The organism is Lacipirellulaceae bacterium (assembly GCA_040218535.1).
Classification (GTDB): Bacteria; Planctomycetota; Planctomycetia; order Pirellulales; family Lacipirellulaceae; genus Adhaeretor.
In genome coordinates, this window is sequence record JAVJRG010000012.1 from 129,067 (window position 1) to 144,566 (window position 15,500).

Annotated in this window: 14 protein-coding genes; 8 read left to right on the forward strand and 6 right to left on the reverse strand. The window is 51.0% G+C overall.

What is annotated here, in order from left to right; translation table 11 throughout:
• Positions 1-655: 655 nt before the first annotated feature.
• Both RIB44_14490 and RIB44_14495 read left to right on the forward strand, forming a co-directional pair.
• On the forward strand, positions 656-832 hold the full coding sequence (locus RIB44_14490; GenBank protein ID MEQ8617778.1) for a hypothetical protein: 177 nt from the start codon (positions 656-658) through the stop codon (positions 830-832).
• A 191-nt stretch (positions 833-1,023) separates the two neighbouring features.
• Positions 1,024-1,983, forward strand: a complete 960-nt coding sequence (locus tag RIB44_14495; protein MEQ8617779.1) for an ArdC-like ssDNA-binding domain-containing protein — start codon at positions 1,024-1,026, stop codon at positions 1,981-1,983.
• A gap of 37 nt (positions 1,984-2,020) precedes the next feature.
• Here RIB44_14495 and RIB44_14500 read toward each other — a convergent pair whose 3' ends face one another.
• Positions 2,021-3,163 (reverse strand): hypothetical protein, encoded by a 1,143-nt coding sequence (locus tag RIB44_14500; GenBank protein MEQ8617780.1) that lies wholly within the window; start codon positions 3,161-3,163, stop codon positions 2,021-2,023.
• A gap of 164 nt (positions 3,164-3,327) precedes the next feature.
• Entirely contained in the window at positions 3,328-3,612 is a 285-nt protein-coding gene (locus RIB44_14505) for a hypothetical protein (protein MEQ8617781.1), read from the reverse strand.
• Between the two features lie 725 nt (positions 3,613-4,337).
• Here RIB44_14505 and RIB44_14510 point away from each other — a divergent pair.
• The 4 genes from RIB44_14510 (at position 4,338) to RIB44_14525 (ending at position 7,667) form a co-directional block, all read left to right on the forward strand.
• Positions 4,338-5,303 carry a choice-of-anchor D domain-containing protein gene (locus RIB44_14510; GenBank protein MEQ8617782.1) on the forward strand — a complete coding sequence of 322 codons (966 nt, stop codon included), beginning with the start codon at positions 4,338-4,340 and terminating at the stop codon, positions 5,301-5,303.
• A gap of 162 nt (positions 5,304-5,465) precedes the next feature.
• On the forward strand, positions 5,466-5,753 hold the full coding sequence (locus tag RIB44_14515) for a hypothetical protein (GenBank protein MEQ8617783.1): 288 nt from the start codon (positions 5,466-5,468) through the stop codon (positions 5,751-5,753).
• A gap of 244 nt (positions 5,754-5,997) precedes the next feature.
• Positions 5,998-6,339 (forward strand): helix-turn-helix transcriptional regulator, encoded by a 342-nt coding sequence (locus RIB44_14520; GenBank protein ID MEQ8617784.1) that lies wholly within the window; start codon positions 5,998-6,000, stop codon positions 6,337-6,339.
• On the forward strand, positions 6,339-7,667 hold the full coding sequence (locus RIB44_14525; GenBank protein ID MEQ8617785.1) for a type II toxin-antitoxin system HipA family toxin: 1,329 nt from the start codon (positions 6,339-6,341) through the stop codon (positions 7,665-7,667). The genes RIB44_14520 and RIB44_14525 overlap by 1 nt, the downstream gene beginning before the upstream one ends.
• Positions 7,668-7,758: 91 nt before the next feature.
• Here RIB44_14525 and RIB44_14530 read toward each other — a convergent pair whose 3' ends face one another.
• From RIB44_14530 to RIB44_14545, 4 genes are all read right to left on the reverse strand, one after another.
• Positions 7,759-10,095, reverse strand: a complete 2,337-nt coding sequence (locus RIB44_14530) for a S8 family peptidase (protein MEQ8617786.1) — start codon at positions 10,093-10,095, stop codon at positions 7,759-7,761.
• On the reverse strand, positions 10,088-11,212 hold the full coding sequence (locus tag RIB44_14535; GenBank protein ID MEQ8617787.1) for an ATP-binding protein: 1,125 nt from the start codon (positions 11,210-11,212) through the stop codon (positions 10,088-10,090). The genes RIB44_14530 and RIB44_14535 overlap by 8 nt, the downstream gene beginning before the upstream one ends.
• A gap of 106 nt (positions 11,213-11,318) precedes the next feature.
• Positions 11,319-12,872, reverse strand: coding sequence for a ThiF family adenylyltransferase (locus RIB44_14540; GenBank protein MEQ8617788.1), 1,554 nt, complete (start codon positions 12,870-12,872; stop codon positions 11,319-11,321).
• Positions 12,869-13,954, reverse strand: a complete 1,086-nt coding sequence (locus tag RIB44_14545) for an E2/UBC family protein (protein MEQ8617789.1) — start codon at positions 13,952-13,954, stop codon at positions 12,869-12,871. The genes RIB44_14540 and RIB44_14545 overlap by 4 nt, the downstream gene beginning before the upstream one ends.
• A 169-nt stretch (positions 13,955-14,123) precedes the next feature.
• Here RIB44_14545 and RIB44_14550 point away from each other — a divergent pair, with 169 nt between their 5' ends.
• A complete protein-coding gene (locus RIB44_14550; protein MEQ8617790.1) occupies positions 14,124-14,549 on the forward strand; it encodes a helix-turn-helix transcriptional regulator in 426 nt (141 codons plus the stop codon).
• On the forward strand, positions 14,536-15,456 hold the full coding sequence (locus RIB44_14555) for a hypothetical protein (GenBank protein ID MEQ8617791.1): 921 nt from the start codon (positions 14,536-14,538) through the stop codon (positions 15,454-15,456). Before RIB44_14550 ends, RIB44_14555 begins: the two co-directional genes overlap by 14 nt.
• Positions 15,457-15,500: the final 44 nt, after the last annotated feature.

Below are 15,500 nucleotides of genomic sequence, written 5' to 3' on the forward strand. Positions count from 1 at the left end.
CTCGGAATCAGGCCCCGTCGACAGGATTTTCACCCGCTTTGACTGCCACGGCCTTCCTATTCAAACAAAAAATAGAGAGGTTTTTCAGAGTCGCCCAGGCTCAAGCATCATTTGCTGCATCGGGTAGAAACGTGTGGATTACTCTCTCGGGACAATCTGGAATACAAAACCAAACAGCCCTTCGAGGATTACTCACCGTAGCCCCCATTCGTTCTACGCAAGCGCCTCTCGACGCACGTAGCACCCCCGGACGAAAGCAGCAGGTAGCAAAACTCCTGCACCTTAGCCAAGTTGGTAAGACCTGGGTTAGCGGTTGCTCTCGCCGGCATGAAACTTAGCCAGTACGACGTGACTGACGGAGGGCGTTATGCGTTGCAGTAAAATCGTGTCGCTTATGCGACACGCTCTCGGCTACTCGGCATACCATGGAAATTTTTAAGTGTGGGAGGCGTTACTGTGACAGTCAACATACCGCTACGACGCAGTGCGTCTCTCCACACTTGCTTTTCAAAGGAAACATATGGAGAGAGCAACTAAGAGATCAACGACATGCAAGCCAGGTGACGTCAACGTTCGTTTTTGGAATGGGAGCGTCGGGGTTTGTCTTACACCGCTCAAAAAACGCGATGGCACCTACTTTTGGAGCTACGAGCCGATGCGATTCTTCAAGACTGCGGACGGAACACCCCGCTACAGCAACCGATTTACCGACAAGCACGATAAGCAGCTGGCAGAAGTGCTAAGCGAAGCGTTTCGTTTTCGTGACGAAACGGACGCCACTCAGCATGTGGTTCAGGTCATGAGCGATCTTGAGCTGAAGCAAGCAGCTTAGCAGGTAAGCTCCAAGCCGACTGCGGTCGGCTCTCGCTGTTGTTGCCAAGGTTGCAACAGCGAGGGCAGGCGTGCTGTCACGCGATGGTTTTTTTGGAGGTTATTTTCGCAGCGCGATTCTGCACTGCGGGTTTTTTGCAGCCAAACGGTTCATCGTGGCACGTCTGTCAGCTTATTAAGAGGAGACAGCTAATGAGAGCAGTAGAGCAAACCAATCAGACTCAGCCAGAAACTAGTCAGCAGCAATGGAAAGGAACCGAATCATTGCCGAAGGCTAATCGCTGGAAAGAAAAGCAGCAAACTAAGACAGCGAGTGAACCTGACTCGCAAAGGGCCAAAAAACAAGATGTCGCTACGGTACTGACGGAAAAGAGTCTTGCGAAACTAAACGATGCTCTTAGCCGTGGTCAGAGCGAGACGCTCACCAAATACCTGGCGTTCACGGCCAAGTTTCATAACTACAGCTTGCGAAACTGCCTGCTTATTGCAGCCCAGAAACCAGACGCGACCCACGTTGCTGGCTACCAGAAGTGGAAGCAACTGGGTCGGCAAGTGAAGCGTGGCGAGAAAGCAATCACCATTGTCCAACCTAGGTTCTCAAAGCGGGAAGCTGAAGTGGTCAATCAGGCGGGAAACACTGAGACCAAAGAAGTTAAGAAACTAAGCGGTTTTGGGCACGCTAAGGTCTTTGACATATCGCAAACAGAGGGCGACGCCGTTCCTGAGTTCGCCACGATCAGCGGTGACCCCGGTGAAAGCCTCTCTAAGCTAGAGCAACTTGTGATGGACAACGACATAACGCTTAGCTATGAGACACCACCAAGCCCTGGAGCGATTGGTCTTTCGTCTGGAGGACACATTTACGTTACCCCTGGCCTAAGCGATGCTGAGACCTTCTCTGTCCTTGCTCATGAGCTAGCCCATGAGTTAATTCATAAGGGTGAGCGGCGACACGAGACAACGCCTACCGTGCGAGAGACGGAAGCTGAGGCTGTAGCGTTTGTTGTGTCAGAGGCGGCCGGTCTAAACTCTACTGAGCGAAGCAGTGACTACATCTCGCTTTACCGAGGCGATCCAGAGGTTCTTTCTGAGTCCCTAAAATTCATCCAGAAAACTGCTGGCTACATTATCAAAGGGATTACTGAAGAGTGACACCACGAGCGGAGGCGGCCCCTGCCGTTCTCTCCGCTCAGCCTACTTCTTTCGTTTGCATCGCCCATTCAACGAGGAGTCGCTGGTATTGCTCAAACGCAGCTCCCCCTGCGTTCTTGGTTCTGGCATAGCCTTCCCGTAGAAGCACGGGGCCACGCTCCAGTGCTAAGCCAAGGTTTGACTCTAGCTGATGGTTTGAGAGAACAGGTTTGATCCTGCGTCGCGAAGTTTGCTGAGAATTTGGGGTTCGCTTTGCGGTTCGAGTCGCTACACGCTTGCGGCCTTTTTTGCCGTCTGCCCAAGCACGCGATGCTGGCCCTGCGTTGAACCGGACAACAGGCTCTCCAGCGTTTTTCCCGAACACATAAGACATCGGAGCAGTCTCTACGATCCCGTGCATGACGAGTTCTTCAACAGCTGGTTTGAGCTGATGCTTGTACTTTCGTGCTGGGTAATTCCTGTTCAGACCAATCTTCTCGCGACACAAATACTCAAGCGGAAACGCAAGACGCTTGCGACAGAAGAACCGTTTCTCTAAGAATCGGTAGAGTCGCCTAGCCGCTGGGCTCTTGAGCGTGAGGTAGAGATCCCAATCGAAGCTACGCTTGTATGTACCTCTGAAGCTCTCGCAGATTTCGCCTGCGAACAGAAGCCATGTTAGTCCATTTTGGCAGCCTCGCCGTGTGTTAACTTCCCACTGAATGAGCTTTAAGGGAGCAAATTGCACCGTCTTCCAAGCATCGCCATAGCGCCACAGGTCGCAGTCAATCGAGAGTCTTGACCACTTTTGAATCGATCTGCGAATCCGCTGAATTTCACGTTGTCGATTCTTCGTTTCAGTTCCCCCCAAGGTTCGCCAAAGGTCAACGAGGCGAAAGCCGAGCGTGCTTTTTTTGAACTTATCGCTTTCGTATTTCAGCTTGAGAAGAGCAAGCAGTACGTCAACGTCTTTCCAAGTTGGTGCCCAGTCTCGGGCGGGAAGGTTCCTATCGAGCGGTCGAACTAAGTAAGTGCGATTGATTCGCTTCCCGAGTGATGCATCCCTTACTGAATCGCTAAAACAGATGCCGCTGCTTGAAGTGCTTTGCGTTACGCTCCCAACGAGCGGTATCTCGCAAAGGTTCAATTCATCGTAGGCAAAGTTTCTCCAGTTGCTCGCAATCCCGCCATCTACATACATAGGTCTCTATCAATCCTCTTTCTTTTTATTAGTTTAATGATTCTTTAGGCGAATCGATTCGTGAAACTTTTCGAGGGCTTAGCTTCTATTTTTGTCCAGCCAATGAGGTGTATTCGTCCAGGGTTTGAGGTCATAACGTCCTACTTCTGAGGAGAGGTGTCCGGCTATTGAGGTAGTTCCGCACCGCTCATGTTACCGTTCGTGCGACACCAATTTGGGTAGTTGCAGCCGCTTCGGTTGTTTATATGACACCATCCCGAGGACTTCGCTAGCTGGAATGTTTCTAGCCGAAAGACTCCCTCAGACTTCTCCAACAAAGACGGCAATTCGCCTTCTCCGTCTGCACCAGCCATCAATCGCCAGCCAGGGGTGAGCGACCGATGGCTGGCTCCGACGAAGACGGCGCATTTGACCCAATCTCCCCATTGCCCCCGCCAAGGGTTGCTCAAGGGTTTCAATCCTCTGGCGAAAATGTCTGCTATGCGTCAGCCGCTGTTGGCACTAGCATCACAGGTAGAGAATCGCTTCCCGATTGAGTTGCATCAAAACGCTTGTTCTAGACTAGACCGATGAATCAGGGAGTTCGCTAATGCTAGTCAGCTTTCCAATAAACCGCGAGGCGGTGTGTCATTCGCTTAGAAATGCTATTTGCCTATTTGTATCAGCCGTGGTTCTCTCCGGCAGTAGCACGAGTGCAGTCGAAGTAAGGAAAACAATATCGTTCCCCTCGATAGAAACTCGTTTAGAGGACGAACTTCAACTTCCCGAAATCATCGCCCAATTACCGGTTTGGTCGGTAAACGATAGTAAGACCGAGCGGCTGTCTCCGGACCAGTTCGTTTTGCCAGCAGGAGCAACTGTCAACTCTGCACGGCTAGAGTTCGGAGTAAATATATCCGCTTTTCCGATGCTATTTGCAGCCGTCAGTCCTTTGAGTGCAGAAACCGACCTCCAATCGACTCGTACCGTCGCTGTTCAAATACTGGCGAACAACGAAAGCCAGTCCTTGCCATTGTTCGGCCATAATTCAATCACTCAAATGCGGCGATTCTACAGGCGACCATACCCCAGCACGTCGATGGGGTGGGACTTTCAGCCTAGACGCTTCTCGTTGAACCCAGACTTGATTTCCCGGTCAGCTGGATCTTCTAATTCCGCGCGGTTTGACTTCGGATTGAACCTTAGCTCAGCGATGCGTTTTGGGGGTGTTTGGAAAGGAGAGTGGTCAGGCTTAGTCAATGTGTTTGAGACTTCTTCGCTCGGATTGTCCTCTGCCCAGTTCATTCTTGACTACACACCACCCCTCAATCCAAACCTGCGTTCACAGACAAGTTCAACGCTCGACAGCCGAGGAGAACTTGTGGGTGAGGTAAACGGTGAGACATTCGACTTCGGAAAGCTACGCGTGGGAACGAGCGAGACGCGTAGCGTATCGCTTCGCAACTCAGGCCCACAAGAAAGCAGGCTAACAGGTACCATTGGCGGAATTCTAGACGACCCGCTCGGAAGCTTTTCCATCGTTAATGGTAAGTCGTTTGCTTCTCTTGCTGGCGGCGAATCGCAGACGAAAGATGTATCCTATGTACCAGAGCAGTTTGGATCAGAATCAACTTATCTGGCAATCAACACCGGAGTTGACGATTTTTATCTTCCACTCAACGGTACAGGTACTGGTCCTTTTTTCTCGTTGAGTAATGGGGCGAATACGCTGAACTTTGGACAAGTAGCCGCTGGTGAAGCTAAAGAGCTGAGCATTGAGCTGACCAATGACCTGATTTCGCTGATCGACCGAAGCGGTGAGTTGCTGGAACTCACTGGTCTCACAATCTCTAGTGTAGAGGTCCTGGGAAACGGCTTCTCTGTAGACGCATTCTCTCCTGTGGTCTTGCATGACAGCACAGGGTTTGACGTAACAAAGGCAATCAGTGTCAGCTTCGCCCCTCAGGATGCCACTGGCATATCCAGCGGTTTGCTTCGAGTCTTCACTGACCAGGAATCAGTCTTCGGTTCATCAGGGAGAATCTTTGAGATTGAGCTAAGTGCAACCGCTGTCCCTGAACCCTTATCAGGTAGCCTTTTTGCCACGGGTATCGCACTACTCGCTTGGCGAAGAGTTCGTTGTGCCGTTCTACCGAACTAGACCCCGTTCACCTGGCTTGCTGGCCTCAGGTCCGCTTTAGAAGTGTTTGACCCAATGGAGAATATTACCTAGCTTGAGAGAGTCAGAAGCCGAGCCCTAGCTGTCGAGAACTCTCGTGACGCGTCACCGTGATGCGTCCTCCTCCTGGGTCTGGAGACGAGAGTGACCGACAGAGGCGACAACTCGGTATGCGGGCACCGTGCCCGCCGCAATCGCCCCACTGAGGGCGTTCTGACCCGCTGGTTGAGCGTCGAGCAGATCCGAAAGCAGCAACGCATGCGTCGAGAGACGGTCGTAGCTGCCATGTTGTCCGGGGCACTGCCTTTTGAACAACGCGGTCGCATTCGGTATGCGCGCGTGAGTGACGTTGAGGCGTGGGAAGAATCCCGCTTGGCCGGTGGTCAAGTTGCCAAAACGCTCGTTCATCCAGCACTAGCTGGACTCGGCTAGCCCGCTGGGCCAAGCACTTTTTGGTGCCTCTGGCCCAGCACTTTTAAGGCTAGACAGCTCATTTGCCAGTCTAGGCATGCGGCTGGCTGGTTAGAGTCAATGGCGATAAAGCGTACGAAAAGGCGCTTTATGGCAGCTTTTACCATTGATCGCGCATCTTACGACGCCTTAAAGGAATTATATTTGTGCACGTTCGTGCGCTTTGTGCTAAGATTGTGGTGTTAAGCGCATGAAGGTGCACATTATGAACATCGAAAAGCTAAGCGATGATGCCATCCTCCAAGAGATTGGAGAGCGGCTCAAAAGAGCACGACTGAACCGTAACCTTACCCAGCAGTCCCTGGCGTCCAAGGCTGGAATTGGTCGCCGAACGCTACAGAAAGCGGAAGATGGTCAAGTCACGACACTTGAAACACTGGTGGCCATTCTTCGTGGCTTGGGCCTCATTTCTGAGTTAAACAGCTTCCTCCCCGAGACTCCATTGAGTCCGGTCCAACTCGTGAAGCTTCAAGGCAAGACTCGCAAACGCGCATCTGGAAAACGCAAAACTGAGAAGGCTAAGAAGTCTTGGAAGTGGGGTGAGTAATGGCTGTTAAGGTAGCAAACGTTGTACTCTGGGGCTCAGCAATAGGTGCTGTCTCGTGGCTTGAGGAGCGCGAGTGTGCAGCGTTTGAGTACACGCCAGAGTTCCAGCGTAGTGGCATTGAACTAGCCCCACTCACAATGCCATTAGGACCGGAAATTCATACCTTCCCTTCCCTGGCAAAAGAATCGTTCTATGGATTGCCAGGTCTACTCGCTGATGCTTTGCCTGACAAGTTCGGAAACATACTCATTGATGAATGGCTTGTTCGGAGTGGACGCGACCTTACAAGTTTCACTCCCGTTGAACGGCTCTGCTACGTTGGAGCACGTGGTATGGGGGCTCTAGAATTCGAGCCAGTACTTGGTGGCGCACGTGATCGTTCTACGAAGGTCGATGTCGGGGATCTTGTCAGACTTGCGGCAGATGCCCTATCTCAAAAAAAGCAGCTTGATACTCGCCTTACCGGCAACTCAGAAGCAGACGTTGAGGCTATGCGAGACATTCTTCGCGTAGGAACGTCTGCTGGGGGAGCACGTGCCAAGGCAGTAATAGCTTGGAATGAGTCAACTGGTGAAGTTCGATCTGGTCAGATTGAAGCTCCTTCCGGATTCGGCTACTGGCTCCTTAAGTTCGATGGGGTAAGCGGCAATAGTGATAAAGAGCTTGAAGACCCAACCGGCTACGGAAAAATCGAGTATGCCTATCACTTAATGGCACAGGACGTTGGAATTGAGATGACAAAATGCCGCCTCTTTGAAGAGCACGGGCGAAGTCACTTTATGACAAAACGCTTTGACCGAACCGATGATGGCGAGAAAGTATTCATGCAGTCCCTTTGTGCATTGGGACACTTCGACTTCAATCAAGCAGGAGCATATAGCTACGAGCAAGCGATTGAGGTCGCTCAGCAGCTTGGACTAACAAGGACTGATTTTGAGCAGCTTTTTCTGCGGGCCACATTCAATATCATGGCTCGCAATCAAGACGACCACACTAAAAATATCGCCTTCTTAATGGATAAGTCGGGGGCATGGCGATTAGCACCGGCGTTCGATGTCATCTATAGCTACAACCCTGATGGTGCTTGGACGAGCCAGCATCAGATGAGCTTGAACGGCAAGCGTGACGGCTTCAACGTCAGTGACCTGCGTACGGTGGCTGATAGGTTTCGGCTGTTTCGTGGAAAGCGGCTCAATGAGTTGCTTGCGAAAATCGACCGCACTCTATCGAGGTGGCCTAGTTTTGCTGAAACAGCTGGTGTTACTGAGAACACAGCTAATGCGATCTCCAAGCAGTTCCGTCGGCTAGATGGTCTTGGCGACGATTAAGATGGGGTTGAAGAATCGGACTGCATCCTTCAATGATTGTTTCCCACGACTTTCGGGCCATCTGAGACTCTAACTAGGATGGCAACGATGACTAGATTTGAATCCTGGTTTCGGCTTCGGTTCGAAGGCGAATAGGAGCGAGTGCTGGATACTCTTGTCGGATTTCAGTATAGAGGTCGCCTTCAAACTTTGCAGCTCGAAGCGTTACGATAACTACATAATCGAACCGTTCATGAGCACCATTTCGACCTATTGCATGCAGTGTCATCAGCGGCGACTCTACTTTTTCGGCACGCTTTGACTTGGATCGTCGCACAATTGATTCCCATTTACAGTCAAGCCTTCGCTCTTCTTCGTCTTGGTAGGTATTTCCTGACTCACTTAATGGCCAAGCTGATTGTTTCCACTTGCTCTTTAATAGTCTCTTGATTTCCGCCTGGTCATCGACCACGTGCAATCGCTTAGTCTTTTCTTTCGTACCCTTTGGAGGGCGAAACTCGTACTTTTGGGCATTAGGGTAAAATGTCTCTTCAAGGCAGCAGGACGTGTAATCGCCGGGATGCATCGGATCTACTGGGGCAAGTGCCGCTACGGTCCAGTGAACGTCAATCATTCCTGGAATCGTGACATTGGACGGCCATGGAATTGGTAGCTTCGCCATTCTTCCTGGCAGTATGTCTCCCTGGAAGACGACCGTTACTGAGTCATCTTCACAAAGCAGTACATCATCAATTGATTCAGGAAGACATCCGTGTCCAAGCAATGAGTCTGATTTCTTTGCTTGCTTGGCTTTGCCAGGGAAATTCGCGGCGTGCACCAAGAGGGCACGACCTAATAGGGCAGTACTTCTATCAAACAACGCAATTGCCTGAGCGTTAAGTCGCGATGCTAGCGGCGAAGCAAAACTAGTACCCCACCAAAGAACTTTCTCACTATCAGAAGTTGAAACCAAGTGAATTGGAGTATTGTCGCAGCCGCCAAACGCTGACAAGTCAGGCTTGACTTTTCCGCATTCGCGGCCTGGTCCTTGGCAAGAGTAAGGAGCATGAACAGGCTTGGCTGAGTCAAGTGTAAAGGCACCAACCCCAAGTCCATGGACTAAGTCTGCGGGACTTTGGATGCGCTCTTCCCCAACTACGTCGCCGTCGTTTCCCACTGCTACACAGAATGCAACCTTGTGAGTAGTGGCGAGAGTGTCCAAGACGTACGTAAAACGCGAAAGTGTGTCGTCTTCTATAGGACCACGTGGGCCAAAACTAAGATTAAATACCTTAATGTCGTTTCGAGCAGGCACGGCCTGTTCGATGACGTCAATCGCTTCAAACAAGTCAACATCTAATGGATCTGATGTTGGAAGTACACGAAAACTAATAACAGAAACTGGTGGAGCAGGAAGCCTCTCCGTTGCCTTGAATGGGTTCAAAGGCCCATGCAAAATTGCACCCGCAACCGCCGTTCCGTGGGAAACACATTCGCTATCTTCCGGCGTTTTTATCGAGTTCGCGTCATCTTGCTCAGCGTGTCCAGCCAGCAATTGGACACTTGGGTCAATTCCACCATCAAACATTCCCACTTTAATGGTTGATCTTGTGGAGGTGGATGGCGGTTTGGGAGCTTTCGATTTCGGTGCGTTTCGTAAGCTGCTCAAGCCATCGAAGTGAAGAGGATGGACGGACCTTAAAGGATTTGCTCCTGCAAGTTGATTCAAAGAAGCACGGTTCAAAAAGCATGACACAAACGTAGGGCCACCGGCGTAAGGGCGAATCTTGCTCTTTTCTGCGTCTATGTTGGACCATTCGAACAGCTCAAACAAGAACTCTGTTTGTCCTTTTTTCGCGTTCCGGCTTGGGTGGAGAATCAACTCAACTCGACCTTCCGTCCAATCTTCTGAGAAACCTGCTAGTTGCTCATCAGTTGCGAGCGTGTCGAATCTTTCGATCCGCTGGATTTCTTCCCTAAACTTACGAGGAAGTGAGGATTCAGCACGGTCGAGTTGTGCAAGAAAACGGTCGAATCCAACGGGGGAGCTTTGCACGAACACGAGGCGTGCATCAACGCTAGTGATCTCTTCTTCAAGCTTTTTTTCAATCCTAGCCGTCTGTGCAACCTCTTTAATAGGCGACCGATAGTTGCGTGACCCAACGCTCTGGAGCTCAGGTACCTCGTCAAAAATTGTCGCTGGATCATATGACTTTGCTGTCACGTCTGGATGCAATCTCATGCAAAAGACGGCCTCTTCAGGAACCTTCTTTTCCGCCGGTAAATTTTCAAAAGAGCGGATTGCCTCGCTAACCCCAGACTTGATGCGATCTCTCGCTTCACCGTAAGAGCGCGGCGGCTCTTTGCTTCGTCCAGTCAACGTCTTCTTGATTGGCTCTATGTATTGTTCACCATTTCCAAGAATGAGGCGGCGTTGATTGTCAGCCATGTTGCACCTCTTTTTTCAAATGGTGCTGAATCGTCGATGGGCTCTTACCAAATAGCTCAGCCAATTCGCGAACCTTAAACGTACCACGTGACTTTGATTGCAAAGTACGAAGAAATTCGCCAATGTTTTGGCTACAAAGCCGCTCGCTCAGTCGCAATTGAATAGCTTCGATCAGACTACGCACCATCTCCTGCTCGGAGGCCAAGTGGTGGCGAACAGCTGCTGACATGAGCGAGTCAAGCTCTGACCCGTTTGCACCCTCAAGGCTACATGCGATCGCGTACATAATCTCTGCTGGCACCTCTTCTGTAAAACGTCGACCTGAACGTTTCAAAATTTCGATTCGTTCAGCTTCGCCCGGAAGCGGTATGTCCATCACGACATCGAAACGGCGTGCAATGGCTCGGTCGAGCAATTCGGGGTGATTTGTTGCTGCTATTAGCACTGATTGCAGTGGCCAATCCTCCAACTCTTTAAGCAGGACATTGACGATCCGTTTTAACTCTCCCACTTCGGAGACATCATCGCGTCGCTTCGCGATGGCATCGAACTCGTCCAACAACAGAACGCAGGGACGTGACCTCGCGTAGTCGAGAGTCCGCCGCAGATTAAAACCTGTTTTTCCTAGAAAGCTCGAAATTGATGTCGCCAAGTCTAGCGTTATGAATGGCAAGTCCATCTCTCGTGCCATCCACTGAGAGAGCATTGTTTTGCCAGTCCCTGGGGCACCCGTCAGCAATACTGAACTTGGCGGCAGGAATCCCTCTTCCAACAACCGCTCGCACCTCTTTCGCTCACCTACAAATTGGTCAACCCTTTTCATAACGGGCAGCGGCAGCACAGGTGTCTGAGCATTCTCGACCGATTCGGTTCTCACCAAGGCGAACCCCTCATCAGCATCAACAGGCGGCGGCCCACTCTTCTTCCACCTTAGCCCGTTGGGATTTGTGGAAAATTCAGCCAATAATTGCCCAAGATGCTTGCTCGTGTCCGGTGAGATACGTTTGAGCGCGCGAATCGCTTGCACTAGGACGATTTCGAGCTTTTTTTGATCTCCCGCCAAGCCAGCCTCAGCTATTTTTGGCAGCCAGGAATTAAGGCTATCTGTTCGATTCATGTCACGACCCTTCAGTATGTCGAACAGAGGTAATGCTGCATATGCAAGCAATTGCACCCCATTTGTTCGATTCGACACCCTGTTATCGTCCATATCGAACACGATCTCAAGCGGATTCTCGAGTACGCACTTCAGTAAATCCCGCAGGTTCAGCTAATTCGATTGCTCGACGGGACCAATGGGCTGGAATGGCAACGTTTTTGAACGGAGCTGCTGCATCACCCCAACCCAAGTAGGATTGGCACTGGCAGCCTTCACGCACTGAAATAGGCGGAGCCACAAAGCCAAAATTCGCTCTTCCCATATCATATTGCATCTCTGACTGGGGGATTTCAAAGCACCCAGTTAGGGCACCCTCAACGTAGCCAGCGGCCATGGCACCTGCCATAGTTGTCAGGTATCCAACGGTATGCAGTTGGCGCGGTCGTCCTTTCCAGTACTGATCCTGGTCGATCCCTCCCTCAGCAGCCAACACCGCTTGCTCGTGCATGGCCCGCCGTTCGTCCTCAGACATCAACTCGTAACTCATTTCCTGCGAATTCACATTCCCGCGACAGTAAGCACATGCCAGTCCGGCTCTGTAAGTCGATAAGTTAACGAGTTGCTCACTCACTAAACCGCTTCCCCCGGACATCTTGACACCCACATCAAGCACTGGGACCAAGTGATGCCGTGAGAGTTCGTCCAACGCTACCCTACCATGCACAGTATCCATACAGCCAAGAACGTAATCGCAGCGAACCAACTCATCAATGACATTTGTATTTAAGACATTTCCAACAAGTGAGGTCACTTCGGCTGTAGGATTAATTGATAAAATTAAGTTCCTCATCAACGCGACCTTGAAAGGAGATTCAGCCAACTCAGCATGCTGCCACTCGCTTCCATGCATTCTCTCAAGGTTCGATGGTGCAAATCTCTGTGGATCAACAAGAATAAACTTGCCTACACCTGCACGGGCCAAGACTTCGATCGCAGGCGACCCAGTACCGCTATTTCCAATCACACCTACCACTGCGTCACGCAATCGCTGCTTCGACTCTGGTCCCATGACAGATTGCAGTCTCGCTGTCGGTGATTCAGTCAGCAAGGTATCTAAACATGACATGTCCGGCAGCAACTGCGACCGCCAGCGCGACACATGCGGCCCAACGCTGATTAGTGATTCTACGGGCAGCCAAACACCGCGGTCATAAATTCTCCCTGAAAAGGATAGCCCCTCAGCACTTCGCTCAAAAATCAAGCTGCAGTATGGCCTGCCACCACTGAATGCAGTCATCTCAGAAGCAAAGTAGCTATCCATGTCGTCATCCAAATCGCTTGGTCGGACCGGACAGTCAACCGGGTGCGAATGGATAACGCCTACAGCAAGGCCTTCATGGTTTCCGCTCTCATGAAACGCGCGACGCGAGTAGTTTTCATGAAACTTAGTCATTCCAGACTGACGGTCCAAATCTCCGGGCTCTGGCCAAATGCCCTCAATGAAGTAGATCGCGATGCCCCACTTCGTACGGCGAAATCCAAAGCGAAAGAAAGTACCCCACTCACGACTGGGGTACCTCTTAAAAATATGTTTCTCTAGCTGCGACAAGTCAGAGTCACGGATTCGAAACATCGCCACTCCGGCATCCGCTGCGACCCGTAATGAGGCATAATTCATACTGTGTCCTGCAACCATGACATGATCTCCCCTATGTACGTATGAATGCCGTGGCGTGTTGGATCCCACGCCGGACCGATGCCATTAGTGTGGGGGTGATAGCTAACGAGTTTCCAGCGCCTCCCCTCTGCCGTTACTAAGTTTGATTGAGGTTGACCTTTCACTCGACCAAAAAGTGGTGAATCCTCTGGCAGGTAAGCTCCATCGAGCAATTGGCCTGGATAACCATTGGGAATAAGCACGAGCACGTCCGACGTAGCCACCGGCATTCCGGGCTTTACCGACAGGTCGTGGTAGATGACAGCTTTGGGCTGCTCGATAGCCGTGACTCTCGCACCGCCCTCCGTCAGTTTTTCAATTTCCATCCCGACACGCGTTTGCGTGTATCCACCCGTAACACCTTTGCGAACGACGTCAAACGTTACGCAAAGTGCAATTGCGATGGATTGTGCAAACTCAATTAGCTTTTTTTCACCTGACGTGAGCCAAACACAAGTTTCCTTCGGACTCTCTGGGTAGACCAGGGCGGCAATTTCACCTCCAGTCATCTCAGGCTTTACGCCGTCATCTTCCGTAAACACTCGCGAGTTGACTGTTATCTTTAATCCATCCTCACGCTGGCGTGTTACGAAGACAGGGCCGTGCCCATAGACTAGGTCTTCATCAATGCCGATTGGCTGATCGTTCGGGCTCTCAAAGTCTCGGAGCAATGAAACATTGAGCGGAATACTGAACAGTTGCAGCACTGTTTTTCCTGTCTGCTCGCGACGCGTTACAATCTCGGCCCGGTCATCGACAAAGAGTGCTAGCTTCGCCGGTTCTTCGCAGTGATCGTGCGGCTGCACATCGCAACGGCGAAGCGTATAGAACACGTTTCCGTCTCCTAAATCTATTTCGTCTTCGTCCCCTAGCACAACGTCACGTGGTGAGTTGTGATCTCGCACGATGGCGAATTCGTTGCCCACATCTGCCTGGGCACGAATTACAGCAACTGAAACGATTCGTTGGGGCACCGGAACCCCAACGTCGTCGACAAGCACACGCCACTTTGGCTCTCCGCAATCGGTTTTTTTCTTAGTCATCTCTATTTTTCTCCGTATGAAAATTCACGCCGGCAAGGCCCCGCGCCTCGCTGACAATCTCATTGTAGCGAGCAATGCTAAGTCTGTCAAGCAATAATTTAGCAACGCTTGACCTACGCGGCAAAGTGTCCTATGCTTAGAAGAGGTATAAGCGACTAGGAGTCCGAATATGGCCAAAAAACCTGCGAAGTCTGATAAAGGAACCTCAGGTGGTTCAGCGGGTGACCAGACGCTTGGCGAATATCTTGCGAGTCTTCGCGGCATGAAGAAGATGACACTTCGCGAAGTTGAAGAAGCGACCGAGAAGGAAGTCTCCAACGCCTATCTGTCGCAGCTAGAAAACAACAAGATCTCAAAGCCCTCGCCGAGCGTGTTGCATTCATTGTCAGCTGTTTACGGCCAACCTTACGAGAAACTCATGGAAAAAGCTGGTTACTTGCCTCAGGCCTCATCTACCAGTGCTCTTCGGAGTGGTAAACGGCATGGACGGGCAGCTACCTTTGCCAATGAGAATCTGACTGATGAGGAAGAGGAAAAACTCATCGAGTATCTATCGTTTCTCCGCTCAAGGAGGGGTAAAGGTGGTTCGTCCTGATGACTGCACGCTAACGCCTCGACAACACCGTCTTGTTCGCAAACACGCTCGGCAGGCACTTCAGAGTGCCGGTGCTTTTGGAGTTTTCCCTACTCCAGTCGATGCAGTGATGGAAGCGGCTGAGATCCTCGTCGCTCAAGAGGATCTGGCTGATAAGGGATTCTTAAGAAAGATGAGACGCAAGGCTAAGTCCGCTGGCCATACGCTAAAAAGAGCGCTCGACAAGATTCTTGGAGTCATGCATATCACGGCGCGTCTCGTTTACTTCGATAAGGCGGTGCATGTTGCTAAACTACCATTTCTAAAGCTTCATGAAACAGCGCATGCAGTTCTTCCTTGGCAAAAAGACATTTACGCAGTCACAGAAGACTGCAAGCACACACTGGCTCCTGAAATTGCGGACGAGTTCGAGCGAGAAGCGAACGTATTTGCCACAGAGGCAATCTTTCAACTAGACTCGTTTACCAAGGAAGCAGCGGACAGCGATACAAATATCCTAGTGCCTGTTCGCTTGAGTAGACGATACGGAGCTTCCATCTACTCTTCTATTCGTCGCTACGTTTCAAAGCACCATAAAGCATGTTTAGTGCTCGTTTTGGAGCCGCCAGTTATTGACGAAGTCCGTGGATTCACTTGCAAGTTGCGGCGGGTAGTGCCTTCTGAATTATTCCTTCGGCACTTTGGAAATCTACAATGGCCAGAAAGCTTTTCGCCAGATGACGAAATCGGGGCTGCAGTTCCTGTCGGAGGAAAACGAATGTCGGGTCGGCGACCAATTACCCTGGTCGATCAAAACGGGAACCACAACCGCTGCATAGGAGAGGCTTTTACGCAGACCCATCAAGTGTTTATTCTGATTCATTCAGTGAGTACTCTCAGTGCTAAGCGAGTCTTGGTGCGAGGCTAGAACCAATCTTCGCTGCTTGCACCGACTGAATCCAGGTAGATTTA